Source organism: Corynebacterium pseudodiphtheriticum DSM 44287, from assembly GCF_000688415.1.
In the GTDB taxonomy this organism is placed as follows: Bacteria; Actinomycetota; Actinomycetes; order Mycobacteriales; family Mycobacteriaceae; genus Corynebacterium; species Corynebacterium pseudodiphtheriticum.
Window position 1 is genome coordinate 414,069 of the sequence record NZ_JIAH01000005.1, and the last position, 18,022, is coordinate 432,090.

At 57.1% G+C, this 18,022-nt stretch carries 19 protein-coding genes; 5 read left to right on the forward strand and 14 right to left on the reverse strand.

Annotated elements, in window-relative coordinates; genetic code table 11:
• Positions 1-132 precede the first annotated feature (132 nt).
• The 3 genes from O146_RS0102580 to O146_RS0102590 form a co-directional block, all read right to left on the reverse strand.
• The gene (locus tag O146_RS0102580; protein ID WP_021351845.1) at positions 133-633 is read right to left on the reverse strand and encodes a GNAT family N-acetyltransferase; all 501 of its coding nucleotides are present in this window, start codon (positions 631-633) and stop codon (positions 133-135) included.
• A gap of 58 nt (positions 634-691) precedes the next feature.
• On the reverse strand, positions 692-2,470 hold the full coding sequence (locus tag O146_RS0102585) for an acetyl-CoA carboxylase biotin carboxylase subunit (protein WP_027017581.1): 1,779 nt from the start codon (positions 2,468-2,470) through the stop codon (positions 692-694).
• A 181-nt stretch (positions 2,471-2,651) separates the two neighbouring features.
• The gene (locus tag O146_RS0102590; protein WP_027017582.1) at positions 2,652-3,542 is read right to left on the reverse strand and encodes a sulfurtransferase; all 891 of its coding nucleotides are present in this window, start codon (positions 3,540-3,542) and stop codon (positions 2,652-2,654) included.
• A gap of 120 nt (positions 3,543-3,662) precedes the next feature.
• On the opposite strand from O146_RS0102590, the gene O146_RS10870 reads away from it, so the two are divergent.
• The gene (locus tag O146_RS10870) at positions 3,663-4,826 is read left to right on the forward strand and encodes a Cj0069 family protein (RefSeq protein WP_051619225.1); all 1,164 of its coding nucleotides are present in this window, start codon (positions 3,663-3,665) and stop codon (positions 4,824-4,826) included.
• Between the two features lie 17 nt (positions 4,827-4,843).
• Here the strand turns inward: O146_RS10870 and O146_RS0102600 are convergent, their stop codons facing one another.
• From O146_RS0102600 to O146_RS0102650, 11 genes are all read right to left on the reverse strand, one after another.
• The gene (locus O146_RS0102600) at positions 4,844-5,326 is read right to left on the reverse strand and encodes a DUF3151 domain-containing protein (RefSeq protein ID WP_023019069.1); all 483 of its coding nucleotides are present in this window, start codon (positions 5,324-5,326) and stop codon (positions 4,844-4,846) included.
• A gap of 59 nt (positions 5,327-5,385) precedes the next feature.
• Positions 5,386-6,024 carry a Maf family protein gene (locus O146_RS0102605; protein ID WP_024272631.1) on the reverse strand — a complete coding sequence of 213 codons (639 nt, stop codon included), beginning with the start codon at positions 6,022-6,024 and terminating at the stop codon, positions 5,386-5,388.
• Positions 6,017-6,220, reverse strand: coding sequence for an acyl-CoA carboxylase epsilon subunit (locus O146_RS0102610; protein WP_021351839.1), 204 nt, complete (start codon positions 6,218-6,220; stop codon positions 6,017-6,019). The genes O146_RS0102605 and O146_RS0102610 overlap by 8 nt, the downstream gene beginning before the upstream one ends.
• 45 nt (positions 6,221-6,265) lie before the next feature.
• Entirely contained in the window at positions 6,266-7,858 is a 1,593-nt protein-coding gene (locus O146_RS0102615; RefSeq protein WP_023019071.1) for an acyl-CoA carboxylase subunit beta, read from the reverse strand.
• A gap of 52 nt (positions 7,859-7,910) precedes the next feature.
• Entirely contained in the window at positions 7,911-8,129 is a 219-nt protein-coding gene (locus O146_RS10875) for an acyl-CoA carboxylase subunit epsilon (RefSeq protein WP_023019072.1), read from the reverse strand.
• 53 nt (positions 8,130-8,182) lie between these two features.
• Complete coding sequence (locus O146_RS0102625) at positions 8,183-9,802, reverse strand: acyl-CoA carboxylase subunit beta (RefSeq protein WP_023019073.1); 1,620 nt, start codon at positions 9,800-9,802, stop codon at positions 8,183-8,185.
• Positions 9,803-9,962: 160 nt separating this feature from the next.
• Positions 9,963-10,136 (reverse strand): hypothetical protein, encoded by a 174-nt coding sequence (locus O146_RS12745; RefSeq protein ID WP_023019074.1) that lies wholly within the window; start codon positions 10,134-10,136, stop codon positions 9,963-9,965.
• A gap of 5 nt (positions 10,137-10,141) precedes the next feature.
• Positions 10,142-11,014: a carbohydrate ABC transporter permease gene (locus tag O146_RS0102635; protein ID WP_023019075.1), complete on the reverse strand. Its 873-nt coding sequence runs from the start codon at positions 11,012-11,014 to the stop codon at positions 10,142-10,144.
• The gene (locus O146_RS10880; protein ID WP_023019076.1) at positions 11,015-12,073 is read right to left on the reverse strand and encodes a carbohydrate ABC transporter permease; all 1,059 of its coding nucleotides are present in this window, start codon (positions 12,071-12,073) and stop codon (positions 11,015-11,017) included.
• A 1-nt stretch (position 12,074) separates the two neighbouring features.
• Positions 12,075-13,307: an ABC transporter substrate-binding protein gene (locus O146_RS0102645; RefSeq protein ID WP_244266799.1), complete on the reverse strand. Its 1,233-nt coding sequence runs from the start codon at positions 13,305-13,307 to the stop codon at positions 12,075-12,077.
• Between the two features lie 263 nt (positions 13,308-13,570).
• Positions 13,571-14,692, reverse strand: a complete 1,122-nt coding sequence (locus O146_RS0102650; protein WP_023019078.1) for an ABC transporter ATP-binding protein — start codon at positions 14,690-14,692, stop codon at positions 13,571-13,573.
• A gap of 32 nt (positions 14,693-14,724) precedes the next feature.
• On the opposite strand from O146_RS0102650, the gene O146_RS0102655 reads away from it, so the two are divergent.
• The 4 genes from O146_RS0102655 to purE all read left to right on the forward strand — a co-directional run bounded on the left by O146_RS0102655 (position 14,725) and on the right by purE (position 18,020).
• Positions 14,725-15,474: a biotin--[acetyl-CoA-carboxylase] ligase gene (locus O146_RS0102655; protein ID WP_021351829.1), complete on the forward strand. Its 750-nt coding sequence runs from the start codon at positions 14,725-14,727 to the stop codon at positions 15,472-15,474.
• A complete protein-coding gene (locus O146_RS0102660) occupies positions 15,474-15,989 on the forward strand; it encodes a hypothetical protein (protein WP_021351828.1) in 516 nt (171 codons plus the stop codon). Before O146_RS0102655 ends, O146_RS0102660 begins: the two co-directional genes overlap by 1 nt.
• Before the next feature lie 158 nt (positions 15,990-16,147).
• Entirely contained in the window at positions 16,148-17,395 is a 1,248-nt protein-coding gene (locus O146_RS0102665) for a 5-(carboxyamino)imidazole ribonucleotide synthase (protein WP_027017588.1), read from the forward strand.
• A gap of 76 nt (positions 17,396-17,471) precedes the next feature.
• Entirely contained in the window at positions 17,472-18,020 is a 549-nt protein-coding gene (purE, locus tag O146_RS0102670) for a 5-(carboxyamino)imidazole ribonucleotide mutase (RefSeq protein ID WP_021351826.1), read from the forward strand.
• The last annotated feature ends 2 nt before the right edge of the window (positions 18,021-18,022 follow it).

Consider the following 18,022-nt stretch of genomic DNA (forward strand, 5'->3'; position numbering starts at 1 on the left):
ATAAGTTATTGTGAAGCTGGGTGATGAAGCGGTGGTGATGATGTGGAGACCATGAAATAGCCACGGAGCCGTGGCGGGTTAAATCCCGCTCAACGTGCAGACCGGCCCCGCTAGACTCCCACAACGCCTCCGCTAAACGCGTGGAGTCGCGAACCACTTGACCATTGTGGAATCTGTCTTGTATTCGAAGCCGAATTTCTCATAGCGCGAACGCGCACGTGGGTTGTCCTTATCCACGAACAAAGAGATACCTGGGGCGCCTTGTGCGCGCGCGAGCTCCACACCGGCCTCCAGGAGACGAGTGCCCAACCCGAGGCCGGCATAGCGGCGCTCAACCGCGATCACGAGCTCCGGAACCTCTGGGTAGCCAACCCAGCCAGAACCAGGATTATTGGACTTCCAGTAGCGCAAAAACAGGCCACCGGCAGGCACCGCGTGGCTTGATACCGCGATGATGCCACCCTGGGTGTACGGATCCCACTGGTTGACGTATTTGTGGTGATCAGCGGCTTCGCTTTCCGGGAGATCGCGGGACTCGTCGCCGAAAACGTCAGCTAAGTAGTGCAGACGGGATAGGTAGGTGCGGTCCTCGTTGGTAGCCGGGCGCAGGGTGATAGTTGTGTCGTTAGTCATAGCTACCTAGGATAACCGAAATCTATATAGCGTGGGCTACACATTTTGGGAAGAAGACTTATTTGATCTCCAACATGACATCGCCTTTGCCGATTTGTCCACCTTCAGCGATTTGCAGGCCAGTCACTGTGCCAGCTTTGTGGGCTTTCACCGGGTTTTCCATTTTCATGGCTTCCAGGACGACGATGACATCGCCTTCTGCGACCTCTTGGTTTTCTTCCACAGCCACCTTGATCACGGTGCCTTGCATTGGAGCAGTGACGGCATCACCGGACACGGCGGCCTTAGAGCTACCGCCGCGACGTTTCTTTGCCTTCTTCTTTGGCGCTTCTCCGCCACCGCCAACAGTCAATGAGCCAGGCAGTGCAACTTCGATGCGACGCCCGTCGATTTCGACAACGTATTTCTGCGGTGGCAAGTCGGCTTCGGCTTCCGGTTCCACGTGTTCCCCAGAAAAAGCAGCGAGTTCGTTGTTCCATTCTTCTTCGATCCACTTGGTGTATACCGTAAAACCTTCGGCATCGGCGGATGCGAAAGCCGGATCGTCGATGATTGTGCGGTGGAAAGGGATGACCGTGGGCATGCCGTCGACCAGGAACTCATCCAGTGCACGGCGAGAACGCGCTAGGGCTTCTTCGCGGTTTTCCGCGTGCACGATCAGCTTGGCCAGCATGGAGTCGAACTGGCCGCCGATTACGGTGCCCTGGCGTACGCCGGAATCCACGCGGATACCGGGGCCGGCCGGCTCGGAATAAGTCGCCACGGTGCCTGGTGTGGGCATGAAATTTGCGCCTGGATCCTCGCCGTTGATGCGGAATTCAAAGGCATGGCCGACTGGGGTGGGGTCTTCGCTAAAGCGCAGTTTTTGCCCTTCGGCGATGCGGAACTGCTCGCGCACCAAATCGATGCCGGTGGTTACCTCCGTAACCGGGTGTTCTACCTGCAGTCGGGTATTGACCTCCAAGAAGGAAATCAGGCCGTCGGAACCCACCAAGAACTCGACGGTTCCGGCACCGTAATAACCGGCCTCACGGCAGATGCGTTTGGATGATTCGTGGATTTCTGCGCGCTGCGCGTCCGTCAAGAACGGGGCTGGGGCTTCTTCCACCAATTTTTGGAAACGACGCTGTAGCGAACAGTCACGCGTGCCGGCGACGATGACGTTGCCGTGCTGGTCGGCCAGCACCTGGGCTTCCACGTGGCGGGCACGGTCGAGGTAACGTTCGACGAAGCATTCTCCGCGGCCGAAGGCGGCAGTCGCTTCACGGGTGGCGGATTCAAAAAGTTCGGCAACTTCTTCGCGCTCGTAGGCGACTTTCATGCCACGGCCACCACCACCAAATGCGGCTTTAATGGCGATGGGCAGGCCGTGTGCGTCCGCGAAAGCTTCCACTTCTGCGGCGTCAGCGACTGGATCTTTGGTGCCCGGTGCCATCGGGGCTTCAGCTTTTTCTGCGATATGGCGCGCGGTGACTTTATCGCCTAGGTTCGCGATGGCTTCTGGTGAGGGGCCAATCCAGATAAAGCCGGCGTCGATGACTGCTTGTGCGAAATCGGCATTTTCGGATAGGAAGCCGTAGCCAGGGTGGATGGCGTTGGCGCCGGATTTCTTCGCGGCGTCGAGTACTTTGTGGAAGTCCAAATATGACTCTGCAGACGTGGAGCCACCCAAGGCGAAAGCTTCGTCGGCAAGCCCAACGAAAGGCGCGTTGGCGTCGGGTTCCGCATAGACGGCCACGGAGCCGATGCCGGCGTCCTTGGCGGCGCGGATGATGCGTACCGCGATCTCTCCGCGGTTGGCGATCAATACCTTGGTGATCTTTGTCTGTTCAGCCACGTTGGCCCTCCATAGCGCTTAAAGTAAAAAATCGTTGCACAATTCGTGAATCCGTCTCAGTCTATTCTTACACACCAAAACATGAGAAAACCATCAGGTTTTGGTTTGTGTTCCAAAATCATGCCGAAAATCGTGCAAAAACCAAAATCGCGGCATCGGCTAATTATTTTTCGGCGTCGCTTTATTCTTCGGCGTCACTGCCCGTTTCAATAGGCATGCCGACCATGTTGCCCCATTCGGACCAACCGCCGTCATAAATTCGAGTTTCTGTGTGCCCCAACAAGAACCGGCCAATGAACCACACTAGTGCGGCACGTGCGCCTACCTGCGAATAAATTACGCTTGACTGTGCTGGCCAGATTTTCTCGAGCTCCTTACGGGAACGGAACATGCCACTCGGAGTTATCAGCGATTTCCACGGTAAATGCTTAGCGCCAGGAACGTGACCTTGTCGACGCGCCGTCACCGCACCAGGGCCTGATCCCAGCTCCGAGTGCGCTGCTGCCTGCTCGCTAGGCAACCCGGAAAATTCCGCGGCAGAGCGCACATCGATTGCTGTTATGGAATCGTCGTCGGCAAGCTCATCCACAAATGCTCGGGCGTCGGAATCATCGCGTTCGCACACCGGATAATGAGATGGGCTCAGCACCAACGCCGGGCTAAGGGAAGTGTCCCGTTCTTCTTGCATCCAGCCTTCACGGCCACCATCTAAAATGCGCGTGTCCGGGTGCCCAAACAACTCGAAAACCCACAGCGCGAAGCACGCCCACCGGTTGCTCCGATCACCATAGAAAACCACGGTGTCATCCCGGCCAATGCCCAGGCGGGATAACAGCGCGGAAAAACCCTCACCGTCGATAATGTCCAAGGTCGTGGGGTCAATCAGCTCGTCGGGGTTGATGCGCAGGGCGGACGGCAAGTGCCCGATGTTATAAAGCACGGAGTCTTCATTACACTCAACGACGTGCAAACCTTTTACGCCCAAGCGTGCGGATAGCCACGAGGCGGAAACTAACCGTCCAGGTTCCGCATATTCCCGAAACGAGGGATGGTTATCGAATGCAATAGCCACGGGTTAGCCTTTCAGACGGCGGGAAAGTACACCATTAAATCTTATCGAAAACTTCCTATGCAAGGAGCAGCCATGAGCACGGACGCCCAGAAACCTGACACCACGCGCGCAGCAGACGCAATCCACCGGGCCGTCGTAGTCTTTGAAGTGGAAGGCGGAAACGACAAAACCATCCACGGCAACCGCGTCGATACCCAGCCCATTCTTGATGCTTTGCGGGCGCAAGGCTGGCACGCGGAAGTGGTTGTGTACCGCCCGGAGTGGTCCGATAAATTATTCGACTACGTGTCCGGCTCCTTCGATGCCTATATCTCGCGAGTAAACCCGGGCAATATCCCTGGTGGCGAGGAAGGGTATTTTGCCTTGTTAGAAAGGCTTGCCGACGCCGGTCTGGCCGCATTCTCCCGCCCAGCAGAAATGCTGGCGTATGGCGCGAAAGACGCATTGGTCAAGCTGAATGACACTCCGCTGGTTCCCGCAGACACCGCAGCGTATTACGACGTAGACAGCTTCCGGCAGGCTTTCCCAATCTCCCTAGCTAGCGGTGAGCGTGTACTCAAGCAAAACCGCGGCTCTACCGGGGAGGGTATTTGGCGCGTACAGCTTGCCGATGAATCTGCGCGGCCTGGGTCTGGGCAACCGGTGGCGGGCGATGCCCAGGTCACCTGTACCGAGGCGGTGGACAACCATACTGAAACCCACACGCTGGCGGAATTCATGACGCAGTGTGAGGCCTATCTGGAGGGCGACAACGGCATGCTCGTAGACATGCGCTTTTTGCCGCGCATTGTGGAAGGCGAGATCCGTGTCTTGGTTGTCGGTGATACTCCGGTTTCGGTGATTCACAAGAAGCCTGCTGCGGGCGGCAACAACTTCTCGGCGACGCTATTTTCTGGTGCGCACTACACCCATGATGCCCCGGAGGCATGGCCGGATTTGTTGGCCGTGTTTGATCGTTTCCGCCCGGTGCTTGCTGAGCGTTTGGGCGGTGAATTGGGTGGCACGATGCCATTGCTGTGGACTGCTGATTTTATTCTGGCCGACGGCGACGATGGAGCAGAAAGCGTGCGTACCGAAAACATGGGCGCCGAGAGTATTGGCCAAAACAAGCAAGCCCGCGATGCTTACGTGCTCGGTGAAATCAACTGCTCTTGCGTTGGTTTTAGCTCGCAGCTGGAATCTGGCATTCAAGAAAAAATCGCCGCCGAGGTTATCTCCCGTGTGGAGGCCCGGGCGGCGAAGGCAGCGAAGGCAGCGAAGGCAGTGAAGCCAGCGAACAGCTAAACGCTGCGCGTTGAGGTTCAGCTGCTTTCGCCCAGCAGCTTTTCGACGCTGCCAGGATCTGCATCAGAAAGCATCTGGCGGCAGCGATCGTATTCGTCGTCATCACCAATGGCCTTCGAGGCCAGTGCCAGCGCGGCGATCGCACGCAACACACCCTGGTTGGGCTCGTGGGAAAACGGAACTGGGCCCCAGCCCTTCCAGCCGTTCGCACGGAGACGGTCTAGGCCACGGTGGTAGCCGGTGCGGGCGCAGGAATAAGCAATTAGCTTAGTTTCGTTCCGGGATAAACCTTCGGAAGTAGATTGCGAAGCCCACAAGGAAGAAATGGACTCGGCTTCGTCGTCGCTGATCATTTTCAGCGTCTCTTCGGCGCGGAAGGCCCACACCAGGGGGCTTTCTGGGAATTTCAGTGCGGTTTCTGCCGCTTGTAGATCCTGTGCCTGTGCCGGATCTGCAGGCAATTTCAATGGCTCTGGGGCAAGCATGTCTTTCATTTCCATGCCCATAGACTACTGGAGATTCCGCAAGAAGATGCCGCAGGTTGCGTGGTTAAAGGTGGTTAAGCATTCCAGAAGTCAGAAACGCCAAAGCCAAAGCGATACAGCGCGCGGCGCACGACTGGCAGCGATAAACCAATTACTGATGACGGGTCGCCGTCGATACGATCAATAAACCAACCACCGAGTGCTTCGAGTGTGAAAGCACCGGCGCATTGCCATGGCTCACCGGTCGCCGCGTAGGCAGCAATATCAGCTTCACTGGCTTGTGCAAAGGCGATGTCAGTTGTGGCGGCCTCAGTGTATGCTTCGTCGCCAAATATCAGGCAATGCCCGGTCAACAGCTGGGCGTTGCGGCCGGCTTGGGCACGCCACCGCGCTATCGTGGCTTGTTCAGTGTGCGGTTTACCTTGCAATACGCCGTCGAGAAGCAGCATGGAATCACCACCGATGACCACATCATTCGGGTAAATTCGCGCGATGGCTTGTGCTTTGGCGTGCGCCAGTGCAGTCACGATTTCACTGGGGCTGGCGTTGCTAAGTTCAGCCTGGATGGCGTCTTCATCCACATCGGCGGGCTCTATCACGGGCTCGACGCCGGCCGAACGCAAAATCCCAGCGCGGGAAGGCGACTGGGAAGCGAGAACTATACGCGGTACGGGATGTGCAGGCTGTGCGGGTTGTGCGTTGTGTTTAGTCAAAGTGCGCATTCCGGTAGGCGGAAGGGTTATACACTGGGCGGCCAGCAAGGGTGCGTCCCGTGCCCCAGCGGTTATGCGGGGCATAGACCCCGGCGGCTTCCGCACGGGCCCGGGCATCGACTTGTGCGAGAACGGCCGACAAAGCAGTGAGCTCACTGTCGTTTGGGGTGCCGTTGACGATAGAAAAAGATTCCACAGCTTCTCCAGGTTCTTGTAGCACGAATGCTTGTAACGCGAATTTTTATAGTGCGATATTGCCGTGTTTTTTCGGCTGTGTCGTTACCACCTTGCGGCCCAGCATGCGGAGAGCTTCTACTAGTTGGCCACGGGTTTCATTCGGAGGGATGACAGCGTCGACGTAGCCACGTTCGGCGGCAGCGTAGGGGTGGATGAATTTTTCTTCCAGCTCTGTGGCCTTTTCTGCCAGGCTCTCGGCACCGTCTGCTGCGTCTTCGAATTGGGCACCATAAATACCGCGTGCAGTTTCCTCGGCTCCGGCGATGGCGATCTGGGCGGTTGGCCACGCATAGACCAGGTCTGCGCCCAAATCCTTCGAACCCATGAATACGTACGAGGTGCCGAATGCTTTGCGCAAAATCACTGTGACCTTCGGGACTGTCGCTTCGGCATAGGCATAAGCCAACTTAGCTCCGCGGCGCAGCAGCCCGGCGCGCTCTTCGTCGGCGCTATGTACGAAGTCTGCGGAGTCCACAAACTCAATGATTGGGGTGTTGAAGGCATCGCAGGTGCGGATAAAGCGGGCGGCTTTTTCGGCTGCTTGGGAGGTGAGAGCACCGGATTGGTGTGCGGACTGGTTCGCGATAATTCCCACGGCGCGGCCTTCGACGTGTGCGAAAGCGGTGACGATATTCGGTGCGTATTCTTCTTGCAGCTCGAAAATGCCATCATCGGTGACGATATTAAGTACCTCGCGCACATCATAGGCGGCGAAGGTGTCATCTGGAATGAGATCGTCCAATTGGTAATCGGTGTCTGTGACGTTGTCTTGTACGGAGCCGACCTGGATTTCTGCTTCGGTCCGCAGCGCTTCTGCCATGTTGTTTACTGGCAGGTAGTCGACGACGGTGCGTGCTAGTTCTAATGCTTGCGCGTCGGATTCAGCGCGCAGGTGGCAGGTGCCGGACTCGGTGGCATGTACCTGTGCGCTTCCCAACGCTTGTGTATCCAGGCGAGTTCCGGTGGCATGAGCGATGGCTGCTTCGCTCGCGTGGTGCAGGCTGGCGTCGCCATCCACCATGATCGTGACATCTGAAAAAGCTGGGCCAAATGCATGCAGCCCAGTGGTTTGCCCAGTGACCACCGAAATTTGTGGGATTACGCCCGATGCTGCGGTCATGTGCGACAAGATCTTGGAGTACATCGCGAGGGTGACAATCCCTTCGGCAAAGCGCGGGCCGGTGCCTTCGTGAATAGCGATGATTGGCTGGCCGGTTTTGGTGGCCAGCTGGTAAATCTTGCAGATCTTTTCGCCATAGACTTCGCCGAGCTGCCCAGAGAAAACAGTGTTGTCTTGGGAATAGACGCATACTCGACGCCCGCCGATGGTGCCGTACCCCGTGACTACGCCATCGGTGAGTGGCTTGTTGTGCTCTAAGTCGAAATCGCTGACCCGGTGTCGAGCAAGTGCGTCGGTTTCGACGAAAGAATCGGCGTCTAATAGGCGCTCGGCACGCTCACGTGCGGTGAGTTGCCCGGCCTCGTGGCGCTTGTCGACGGCCTCAGCCCCAACGGGCCGCGCTGCGTTTTCTAGCCGCTGGGCAAGGTCGGCGAGCTTGCCTGCGGTGGTAGTCATATCCGGTTGGGAAGCAGTCATAATCTTCTAGTTTAGAGAACAGGAACCAAACCAGGAAATGATACTGGAATATTTAGTAGAAACGTACATGCGGGAATTGTAGTGGCTGGTACTCGCGTCCAATGTCGGCCACAAGGCGTCGGGTCTGTGGGGTGCGGGCTGCTGTGGTGCGGGTGGGGCGTGCTGCCAGTGAGGATACGATTGCAGATAGCGCTGCTAGCTGGTCGTCAGAAGGGTTTCCTTTGGTGATGGAAAACAGTGGGGAGCCTGTGGGGGTTACTGCGGGGAACATGGATTTGATTATCCTTTCGGAAAGCTAATTGAAAATTACGGTGGATGGCGAAATTACAGTGGTATGTTGCCGTGTTTGCGTGCCGGGCGGGCGACAGATTTATCCGCGTATAAACGCAGATTGCGTGCGATCATGCCGCGTGTTTCGCTCGGCAGGATCACGGCATCAATCAAGCCGCGTTCGGCGGCCTTGTAAGGATTGAGCATGAAATCTTCGTACTCGCGCTCAAATGATGCGGCCAGGGCAGCGGTATCCAGGCCTTCGTCGGCGGCTTTTTTCAACTCTTTGCGGTGGATGAAGCCCACGGCTCCGGCTGCGCCCATGACTGCGATCTGCGCGGTTGGCCAAGCCAAGTTCACGTCGGCTCCCAGGCCTTTCGAACCCATGACGCAATACGCTCCACCGTAGGCCTTGCGCATGGTAACGGTGATCTTGGGAACGCTGGCCTCACCATAGGCGTATAGCAGCTTCGCGCCTCGGCGTAGAATGCCGCCGTATTCCTGTGAGGCACCGGGCAAGAAGCCCGGGACGTCGACAAGCAACACGATGGGGATATTAAAGGCATCGCAAGTGCGGATGAACCGCGCGGCCTTTTCGGAAGAATCAATATCCAAACAACCTGCATAGACCTGGGGCTGGTTGGCGACGAAGCCGACGGTTTGGCCTTCGATGCGACCAAAAGCAATCACCACGTTTTCGGCGCGCTTTTCCTGGATTTCTAGGTATTCGCCGTCGTCGGTGAGCGCTTCGATAACATCGCGGACCTCATACGGCTGGGTAGGGGAATCCGGGATGATGGAATCCAGCGCTTGGTCGGCAGCAGAAAGGTGTTCTTCGATAGCGCCAGTTTCCGGAATATGGTGTTCGCGCGGCGGGCTCACTCGGTTGGATGTCGGCAGGTAGCTAACCAGGTCATGTACCCAGTCGAGGGCTTCTTCATCAGTTTCGGCGGTGAAATGTGAATTGCCGGCCAGGCCCATGTGGGCGGAGGCGCCACCGAGTTCTTCTTGCGTGATTTCCTCGCCGGTAACAGTTTTGATGACGTCCGGCCCGGTGACAAACATCTTGGATTTTTTATCCACCATGACCACGAAATCTGTCAGGGCCGGGGAATAGGCGTTGCCGCCGGCACAGGCCCCCATGATGACCGAAATCTGTGGCACGACGCCGGAGGCTTGGATGTTTTGATAAAAAGTCTGCGCAATCCAGTCCAGCGAGACCACACCATCTTGGATGCGGGCGCCAGCGCCTTCGTAGAGACCGATGAGTGGGCGGCCAGTGGTGATAGCTAGTTCTTGAATTTTCACCATCTTTTCGCCGTAGACCTCACCGAGTGCGCCGCCAAAGACTGTGCCGTCCTGCGAGAAGATGCAGACTTCGCGGCCGTCGATGGTGCCCCAGCCGGTGACGATGCCATCGGTGACTGGGCGGCGTGCCCCCATGCCGAAGTCCTGTGTCCGGTGGCGGGCGAGTTGGTCGGTTTCGACGAAAGATCCTTCGTCGAGTAGGTAATCCAGCCGGTCACGTGCGGTCAGCCGCTCTTGCGAGCGCACCTTCTCATGCGCGGCTGGGCCCATCGGCGCGTGGGCTTCTTCCCGACGGCGTTTGAGGTCAGCGATCTTTTCCGCGGTGGTTTCCGCAGCCAAGTTCTCTAAAGGTGAGGAAATAGTCATGTTTAGACTATAGGCTGGTTTTGTAAGAGAAAGCACGTTTTTCTGTAGGTGAGTTTAGTCACAAAACAAAACTGTAGCGTTCGTGGTTTCGTAGTGGGGAAGGTGAGCCACGCCAGAATCGTGACTGGAGATATGTGGCTGGAGATGTGTGGCTGGCGGGTTATGGTCGAGTACGCCAGACCAAGAAACTCAGTACAAGCATGCCTGCAAACAAAAGTGCCGGCACAACCCCCGGTTCGTCCTGGAATATGTTCCAGACTGCCTGGATGCCGGACAGCACGGTGAAAAAACCGACAAAACCGGCAATGGCTTGCCACGCGAGGTCTTCCCGCATCAGGTTTAGGCTTTCACTCCGCCGGCAGTCAGTCCAGAGACGATGCGGTGCTGGAAGACTAACACCATGATGATCAGCGGGATTGTCACCAGTGCACCAGCAGCCATGGTGGCGGCGTACGGGTATTCGAACGCAGAAGGTCCGGAGAAACGCGCGATAGCCACGGTCACCGGTTCGGTATCGCGGTTGGAGAGCTGACGCGCCAGCATAAATTCATTCCAGGTGGTGATAAAAGCGATAATTGCCGTGGTAAACAGTGCCGGGGCAGCCAGCGGCAGCAGCACCAAGCGGAAAGCTTGCCCGCGCGATGCGCCGTCGACACGCGCAGCTTCTTCCAACTCCCACGGCAGTTGTCGGAAGAAAGACACCAGCGTGTAGACGGTTAAAGGGAGAGCGAAAGAAATATTCGGGATAATCATCGCCCGGTACATCCCGATCCACTCCAGATCGCCGAACAGTTGGAACAACGGGGTAACCAGGGCGATCGCGGGAAACATGGAAGCTGCCAGAATCAGGCCGGTGATAAAGCCTTTGCCCGGAAACTCCAGACGCGCAATCGCATAAGCAGTAAACACACCGACAGCGACGGCCAGGCCAGTCGTCGCCAAGGAAATCAACAACGAATTGAAGATCGCGCCTAGGAAGTCGTTGCCCTTGTCGGTGGCCAAAGCATCGGCAAAGTTATCCAGAGTGACGTGTGTGGGCCACGGTGTAGTGTCGAAGGTGTGTTTGGAATCGCGTAGTGCGGTAACCACCATCCAATAAAACGGTGCCAGGCCCCAAAAAATGATGAACGCTAAGCCCAGGTAGTGCCATAGTTGCGAAGAACCGCGGCGGGCACGTGCGCGTGGAACTGCCTGAGATCGTGCCGTGCTCATTTAAGACACCTCCTGCGGTGTTGCGGTGCGTTCCTGTTTTGCTTGCCCTTGTTTTGCTTGCCGACGGGCAGCCTTCGCGCGTGCGCGCCGACCACGGTCAGGGCTGGTTCGACCACGTGGGCTGCCGGAGACATTAGCGCCGAAAAAGCGGATCATGAAAAACGCCACCGCGAAGATGAGCAGGAAGATCAGCGTGGAAAGGGCAGAGGCGGAATTGAAGTTACCCTGGCGCATATCTTCCACGACCAGCTGGGAAATCACCGCCGTTGGAGAATTCGAGGAACCAGAAATCATGATCACTGGCAGATCGTACATACGCAGTGCGTCTAGGGTGCGGAACAATATCGCGACCATTAGTGCTGGTTTCACCAGCGGCAATGTGATGCGAACAAAGCGTTGCATACGGCTTGCGCCGTCGACTTTGGCGGCGTCGTAGACCTCATCGGGAATCATCTGTAGACCAGCGAGGATCAACAAAGCCATAAACGGCGAAGTTTTCCACACATCGGCGATGATTACCGCGAATCGTGCAGCCCACGGGTCCGTCGTCCAGTGAATATTGGCGTCCAGCAACGAATTGACTATGCCGTGGTCTGCGAACATAAACTGCCACAACTTCGCGGTCACAGCTGTCGGAATTGCCCATGGGATCAACACAGCAGCGCGCACTAGCCCGCGGCCGCGGTATTTCCCATTCATGATCAGCGCCATCGCCATGCCCAGAATGATTTCCAGGCTGACCGTGACGACGGTGAAAAAGAGAGTAATCCCCACCGCTGGCCAAAAATCCGTGGCCAAAGAACCCGGTGGGCAGGTAATCGCCGTGCCGTCTGAACCCATGCATCGGCTATTGACCCAGTACAGGTAATTCTCTAGACCGGCGAAACCGCCTTCGGTAAAAAGCCCGGTTTCCGGGTCGAGTCGGCGGTTACCTTGAAACGACAAGAAGATCGCGCGCACCACCGGATAACCAATCACGATGGCGAGCACGATCAAAGCTGGGGCAATGAGCCAACCAGCCTGCCGAAGTTGCGAACTCCAGGTAGTGCGTGCAGGCATTTTAGTTGGAAGCGGCCTCGATAGCCTTCTTCATGTCAGCAACAGCCTGGTCCACCGGCTTGTCGCCCTGCAACGCAGCATAAGCGTTGTCCTGGATAGCCTTCGAAATGGCCTCGTAGAACGGCGAAACCGGACGTGGTGCCGCGTTCTCCAGTGATTCCTTCAGGGCTGGCAGGTATGGGAACTTCTCTACCAGCGACTCATCTTCGTAGATCGATGCCAACACTGGTGGGAAGGAGTTTTCTGCGAATGAGGTCTGGTTTTCCTCGCTGATGATGAACTTCATGAAGTCCAAAGCAGTCTTCTTATGCTCCGAATTGACGTTGATGCCGTTGTTGTAGCCACCCAGCGTGGACACACCGACGCCATCCTTGCCGACGAGCGGGGATACCTCGAAGTTGTCAACGGTGGCGCTGGCTTCTTCAGCGTTGGTGTACATATATGGCCAGTTAATGGCATAGGCGGTCTCGCCACCGGTGAACGCCAGGTTGGTTTCTTCTTCGGTAGCAGACAGTGACGACGAGGAGATGGTGCCGTCTTCGAAGGCATCAACCAGTGCTTGCAGGCCAGCTTCGGCTTCGGCGCTATCTACGGTGACGTCGTCACCATCTAGGACAGAGCCACCCCAGCCTTCGATAAAGCCAATGGTGTTGACGGTCAAGCCCTCGTACTGCTTCAACTGCAGAGTCAGGCACTCGGCAGAATCGTCGAGATCGGCGCAGGATTGCGTCAGATCAGCAAAGTTTTCTGGTTCGGAATCCACCAGCTTGGTGTTACGGAACAGCAGTTGGCCGTTGGTGTTTTGCGGTAATGCGTACAACGTATCGCGGTACGTGGCGGATTCCACGGTGGCATCCAGCAGGTTCGAGGTATCAACCTCAAAGTCGCCCTCGAGTGGTTCCAGCCATTGGTTGGCAGCAAAATCTGCCGTCCAGACCACGTCCAGTGCCATAACGTCGTAATCCGAGTTGCCAGCCTGCAGCGACTGCACCAGGGTCTCGCGCTGGTCGTCGGCTTCACCGGCGAGTTCTTCTAGCGTGACCTGCTCATCGGGATGCTCTTCGTTCCACTTCTCGATGATGGGGGTGAGCTTGTCGGTATCGTTTCGGCCCATCGCGAAGGTGATCGGCCCGCGACCTTCTTCACCCGAAGCCGATTTCTCTGCCTTGCTGTCTGTGGAGTCTGTCATGGAGTCAGATTCTGCGGTATTTTCCACGGAACAAGCAGTAAGCATCAGCGACGATGCGAAAACCGTGGCAGCGACCTTTCCCGTGCGGCCGGTAGCGAGCGCGCGGAGCGATGGCAGCGTGGTGGTCTTGAGTGGCTGGGAAGTCATGGAAGAAGCACCTTTCTTATGGTTCTTGTGTGACGTGCCGTACGGGTGGCTCGCAAGTGGCTGTGTACACACAGGTGTGGTCTAACCTTAAGGCGAACCCACACGGGTACGAGAAGATTTCTGGCAAATCACCCCCGTGTGGGGTGTGTTGCGGTAGGAAACTAGTGGGGCTGTTGGAGCGCCTGCCCGGTTTTGGCATCGAAGCGGTGAGCTTTCGCCGGGTCAAAAGACAACGTGACCTTTTCGCCGCGTCTCGGGCGCGTATCGGCGGTCCATCGTGCGACAAAACACTCGGGGGCACCGCCCAGGGAAGCCGCAGGCCCGTCAGTTGGGGAGACATAAATATAGGATTCAGCGCCGAGCTCTTCGACAATCTCGATGGTGCCGGCGATGGTGTCATGTGCACCGGGAATCGTGCTCGCGCCTGCAACTTCTTTGCTTGCGTGAATGTGCATATCTTCCGGACGCACGCCGAAACGAATGCCGCCGCGCTCCCCGACGCTGCCGGTCGCGCCGGGGCTGTCGGCAGCGCTGCTGCCGGTGTCGGCTGAGAAAATATTCATCGCTGGTGAACCTATAAACCCGGCGACAAATTCGTTGGCCGGGTGCTCATAGAGCTCACGGGGCGGGGCAACCTGTTGTAACAAACCGTCTTTCAACACCGCCACGCGATCACCCATGGTCATGGCTTCTACCTGATCGTGGGTGACATATACCGTTGTAGTACCTAGGCGTCGTTGCAAAGCAGCCAACTCAGAACGTGTCTGCACCCGCAGCTTTGCATCCAGGTTAGATAGCGGTTCGTCCATCAAAAAAGCTTTCGGTTCCCGCACGATCGCCCGGCCCATGGCTACGCGCTGGCGCTGGCCACCGGAGAGTTCCTTCGGCTTACGCTTGAGGTATTCCGTCAGCCCTAAGATCTCCGCGGCGGCGGCAACCTTTTCGGCGATTTCACGTTTCGGCACTTTCGCCAGTTTTAACGCAAAGCCCATGTTTTGTTCGACGGTTAGGTGTGGGTACAAGGCGTAGTTCTGAAACACCATTGCTATATCGCGCTGCCCAGGTTCGGTGCCAGTGACGTCTTCTTCTCCAATGAGAATGCGTCCGGAGCTGATGTCTTCCAGCCCGGCCAGTGCGCGCAAGGTGGTGGATTTGCCGCAGCCTGATGGACCTACTAACACCAAGAATTCGCCGTCGGCAATCTCTAGATCCAACCCGGCGACCGATGGGGATGCTGCGCCGGGGTACTGGATAGTGACCGAATCAAACGTGACTTTTGCCATGCAAGCAATGTAGCACCAGTAGAATATTGACCATGAGTTTTGATGCCCACCAGCTTGCCGACGCACTCGAGTTCGCCACTGTTTCCTATGCGGAATCCACCGAATCGACGAATACCGATTTGCTTGCCGACGCCGACGCTGGGCCGTGGACTGTGCGTATCACCACTAATCAAACCGCTGGCAAAGGTCGTTTAGGGCGTGTGTGGGAAGCCCCAGCCGGGGCAAATCTGGCGATGTCGGTGCTGCTCACGCCTACCTCTCTGGACCGCATTGGCACTATCCCACTGGCTGCCGGGCTAGCAGTAGCAGATGCGATCGGTGGTACCCGGCTGAAATGGCCCAATGATGTGCTGCTAGGTGAAAAGAAACTGTGCGGCATTTTGGCAGAAGCTGGTGCCAGTGCGACGGCACCAACGGCAGCCCGCGTGGTAGTCGGCTGGGGCATCAACGTGGCCCTAAGCGAGGAGCAATTGCCTGTTCCGCATGCAACTAGTTTGCAGATTGCCGGAAAAACGACAGATCACACGCAGATCGCGGCAGATGTGTTGCGTAACTTCCACCAGCGCATGCAGCAATGGCAGGATAACGACCCGCAGTTGCTGGACGATTACCGCGCGGCATGCGCCTCAATTGGAGCGCGGGTGCGCCTGGAAACCCATTCGGAAGCCATCGAAGGCACTGTCGATACCGTCACCGATGATGGCCGCATCAGCATCGACGGCAACGCGTTTTCTGCCGGTGATGTCTCCCATTTGCGCCGTAAAGATGGGAACTATAGCTAATGGCGGGCATGCGGAAAGGCGGTAGCCGTGGCCTGTCCATAAAGCCAGACGAACAAGTGCTGGTAGATATGACCGCGCCAAACAGCAACCTGGTTTTCCCGTTTTTGGAAGTCGTGCTGCTTACCGGCCTGGCGTGGATGGGGATTGGCTGGTTGGACAATCCCCATAACCTCGCACAGTTGAATACCGAGCTGCTCGATCCGGCGCTGCTACACAACAGCGTGGTGGCGGTGTGGATGCTACTGGTGGTATGGCGTTTTGTGCTGCCACTGCTGCGCAACCGCAAACAACGCTTCATCGTCACTAACCAGCGGATCGTCGCACGCCCCGCGAAGCTGACCGCGAAAGTAGATTCTATTCCTTTGCATCAGGTATTGGATGTGGCGCGGCGTCGCAAAGGGATTTCTTTGGCAGTGCGCGGGTTTTCGTATCCGCTGTATTTCGGTGGGGTACCGAAATCGAAAAAGGTGGTTGGTGAAATCAAAAACGCCTTGCACCCGAGTCCATATTTTTAGGCCGAGTTTGTACGCGGGTTTGTACGCGGATTTTCCGCTGTCTTTTCCGCATAGTGCGAGCACGATTACAATGTGCAGTTGTGACTAACCCATCCCAGAATCACTCCTCCAATAACGTGCAAGAGAATCCGGGCGAGGCCGCCCGTGCCGCCCGGGGCGTGCCGACGCCTGCTGCTGATCTTCCTGTTGTCGCCGTCGTCGGTGATGGGCAATTGGCGCGCATGATGGCTCCGGCAGCTAGCGAATTAGGCCAATCCTTACGCGTGCTGGCAGGCAAACCTGATTCTTCGGCTGCACAGGTCACCAGCGATGTGTTTGTGGGGGATTACCGCAACCTGGATGACTTGCGCTCGGTTGCCCATGGTGTTGATGTCATTACCTTCGACCACGAGCATGTTCCACTTGCGCATCTGCGCACGCTGCAGGCAGAGGGTGTGAATATCCAACCAGGCCCCGAGGCTTTGGAAAATGCGCAGGACAAACTGGTAATGCGGCGTAACCTGGAAAAGCTTGGCGTGCCGGTGCCAGTCTTTGCGCCGATCACGGATGCCAAAACCGCCCGTGCGTTCTGGGATGAGCACGACGGCAAGGTCTGCCTGAAGGCCTGCCGTGGTGGCTACGATGGCAAAGGCGTGTGGTTCCCAGAATCGGTAGAGCACCTGGAAGCTCTTGTCGACGAATTGCTGGACGAAGCCGTGGAATTATTGGCAGAAACCAAGGTGGATTTCGTCGGCGAGCTCTCTGCCATGGTCGCGCGTGCGCCATCCGGGCAGGTGCAGACCTGGCCGGTCGTGGAATCGGTGCAATCTGGGGGAGTATGCGCCGAGGCCATCGCACCCGCTCCTGGAATCTCCGAAACACTGCGTCGGCAAGCTGAGCAGCTGGCGGTGACAGTCGCAGAAAAACTGGATGTCACCGGCGTATTAGCTGTCGAGTTGTTCTACTACCGGGATGCAACCGGTGCAGAGCAGTTGAGCGTCAATGAGTTAGCGATGCGCCCGCACAATACCGGCCACTGGAGCCAGGATGGGTGCGTGACTTCCCAGTTTGAACAGCACCTGCGTGCGGTGATGGACTATCCGCTTGGTGCTACGGAACCTACGGCGGCGGTGACTGTCATGGCTAATGTGCTGGGTGGGGAATCTGATCCCGAGATGCCGATGCGCGAACGTGTGCGTGCAGTCTGGCAGCGTTTTCCGCAGGCCAAGGTGCATTTATATGGCAAGGATTATCGTCCAGGTCGCAAGATGGGGCATGTGAACATCAGTGGTGCTGTTACTAACCCTGGCGATGCCGCAGATGCTAACCCAGGCGAAGCAGCAGACGTTGCGGAAGTTCGTCGGCAAGCCAAGCTGGCTGCTAATTTCGTGGTTAATGCCAGGTGGGACGACGGCTATACCGGCTAGTCTGAACATCAGCTAGACAGCACGAACACAGATACGGCGGAAAAGACGCCACTGTGAGCACAAGAAGGAGCCAGAGATGAGCCAAGAAGCTGCGCAGAAGGAAACGCCAAAGAATAATGGTCCTGTAATCGGGCTCATTATGGGGTCGGATTCTGATTGGGACACGGTGAAGCCTGCCGTAGAAGTCTTTGCGGAGTTCGGGGTGCCTTTTGAGGTCGGTGTGGTTTCCGCCCATCGCACCCCGGAAAAAATGTTGGCCTATGCGAAACAAGCGCACACTCGTGGCATCAAGTGCATCTTGGCCTGTGCTGGTGGCGCTGCGCATTTGCCGGGCATGGTGGCGGCGGCAACCCCGCTTCCGGTGATTGGTATTCCACGAGCGCTGAAGAACTTAGATGGTCTGGATTCCTTGCTATCTATCGTGCAGATGCCGGCCGGGGTTCCAGTGGCTACGGTCTCGATCGATGGGGCGAAAAATGCTGGTTTGTTAGCAGTGCGGATTTTGTCGGCGGGGCAGCCGGAACTTGTCGACGCCATGGCGGAATATCAGGAGAATATGGCCGCTGAGGTAGAACGTAAAGATCAACGCCTGCGCGAAAAACTCGAACGCATGGCCGATGAATAATG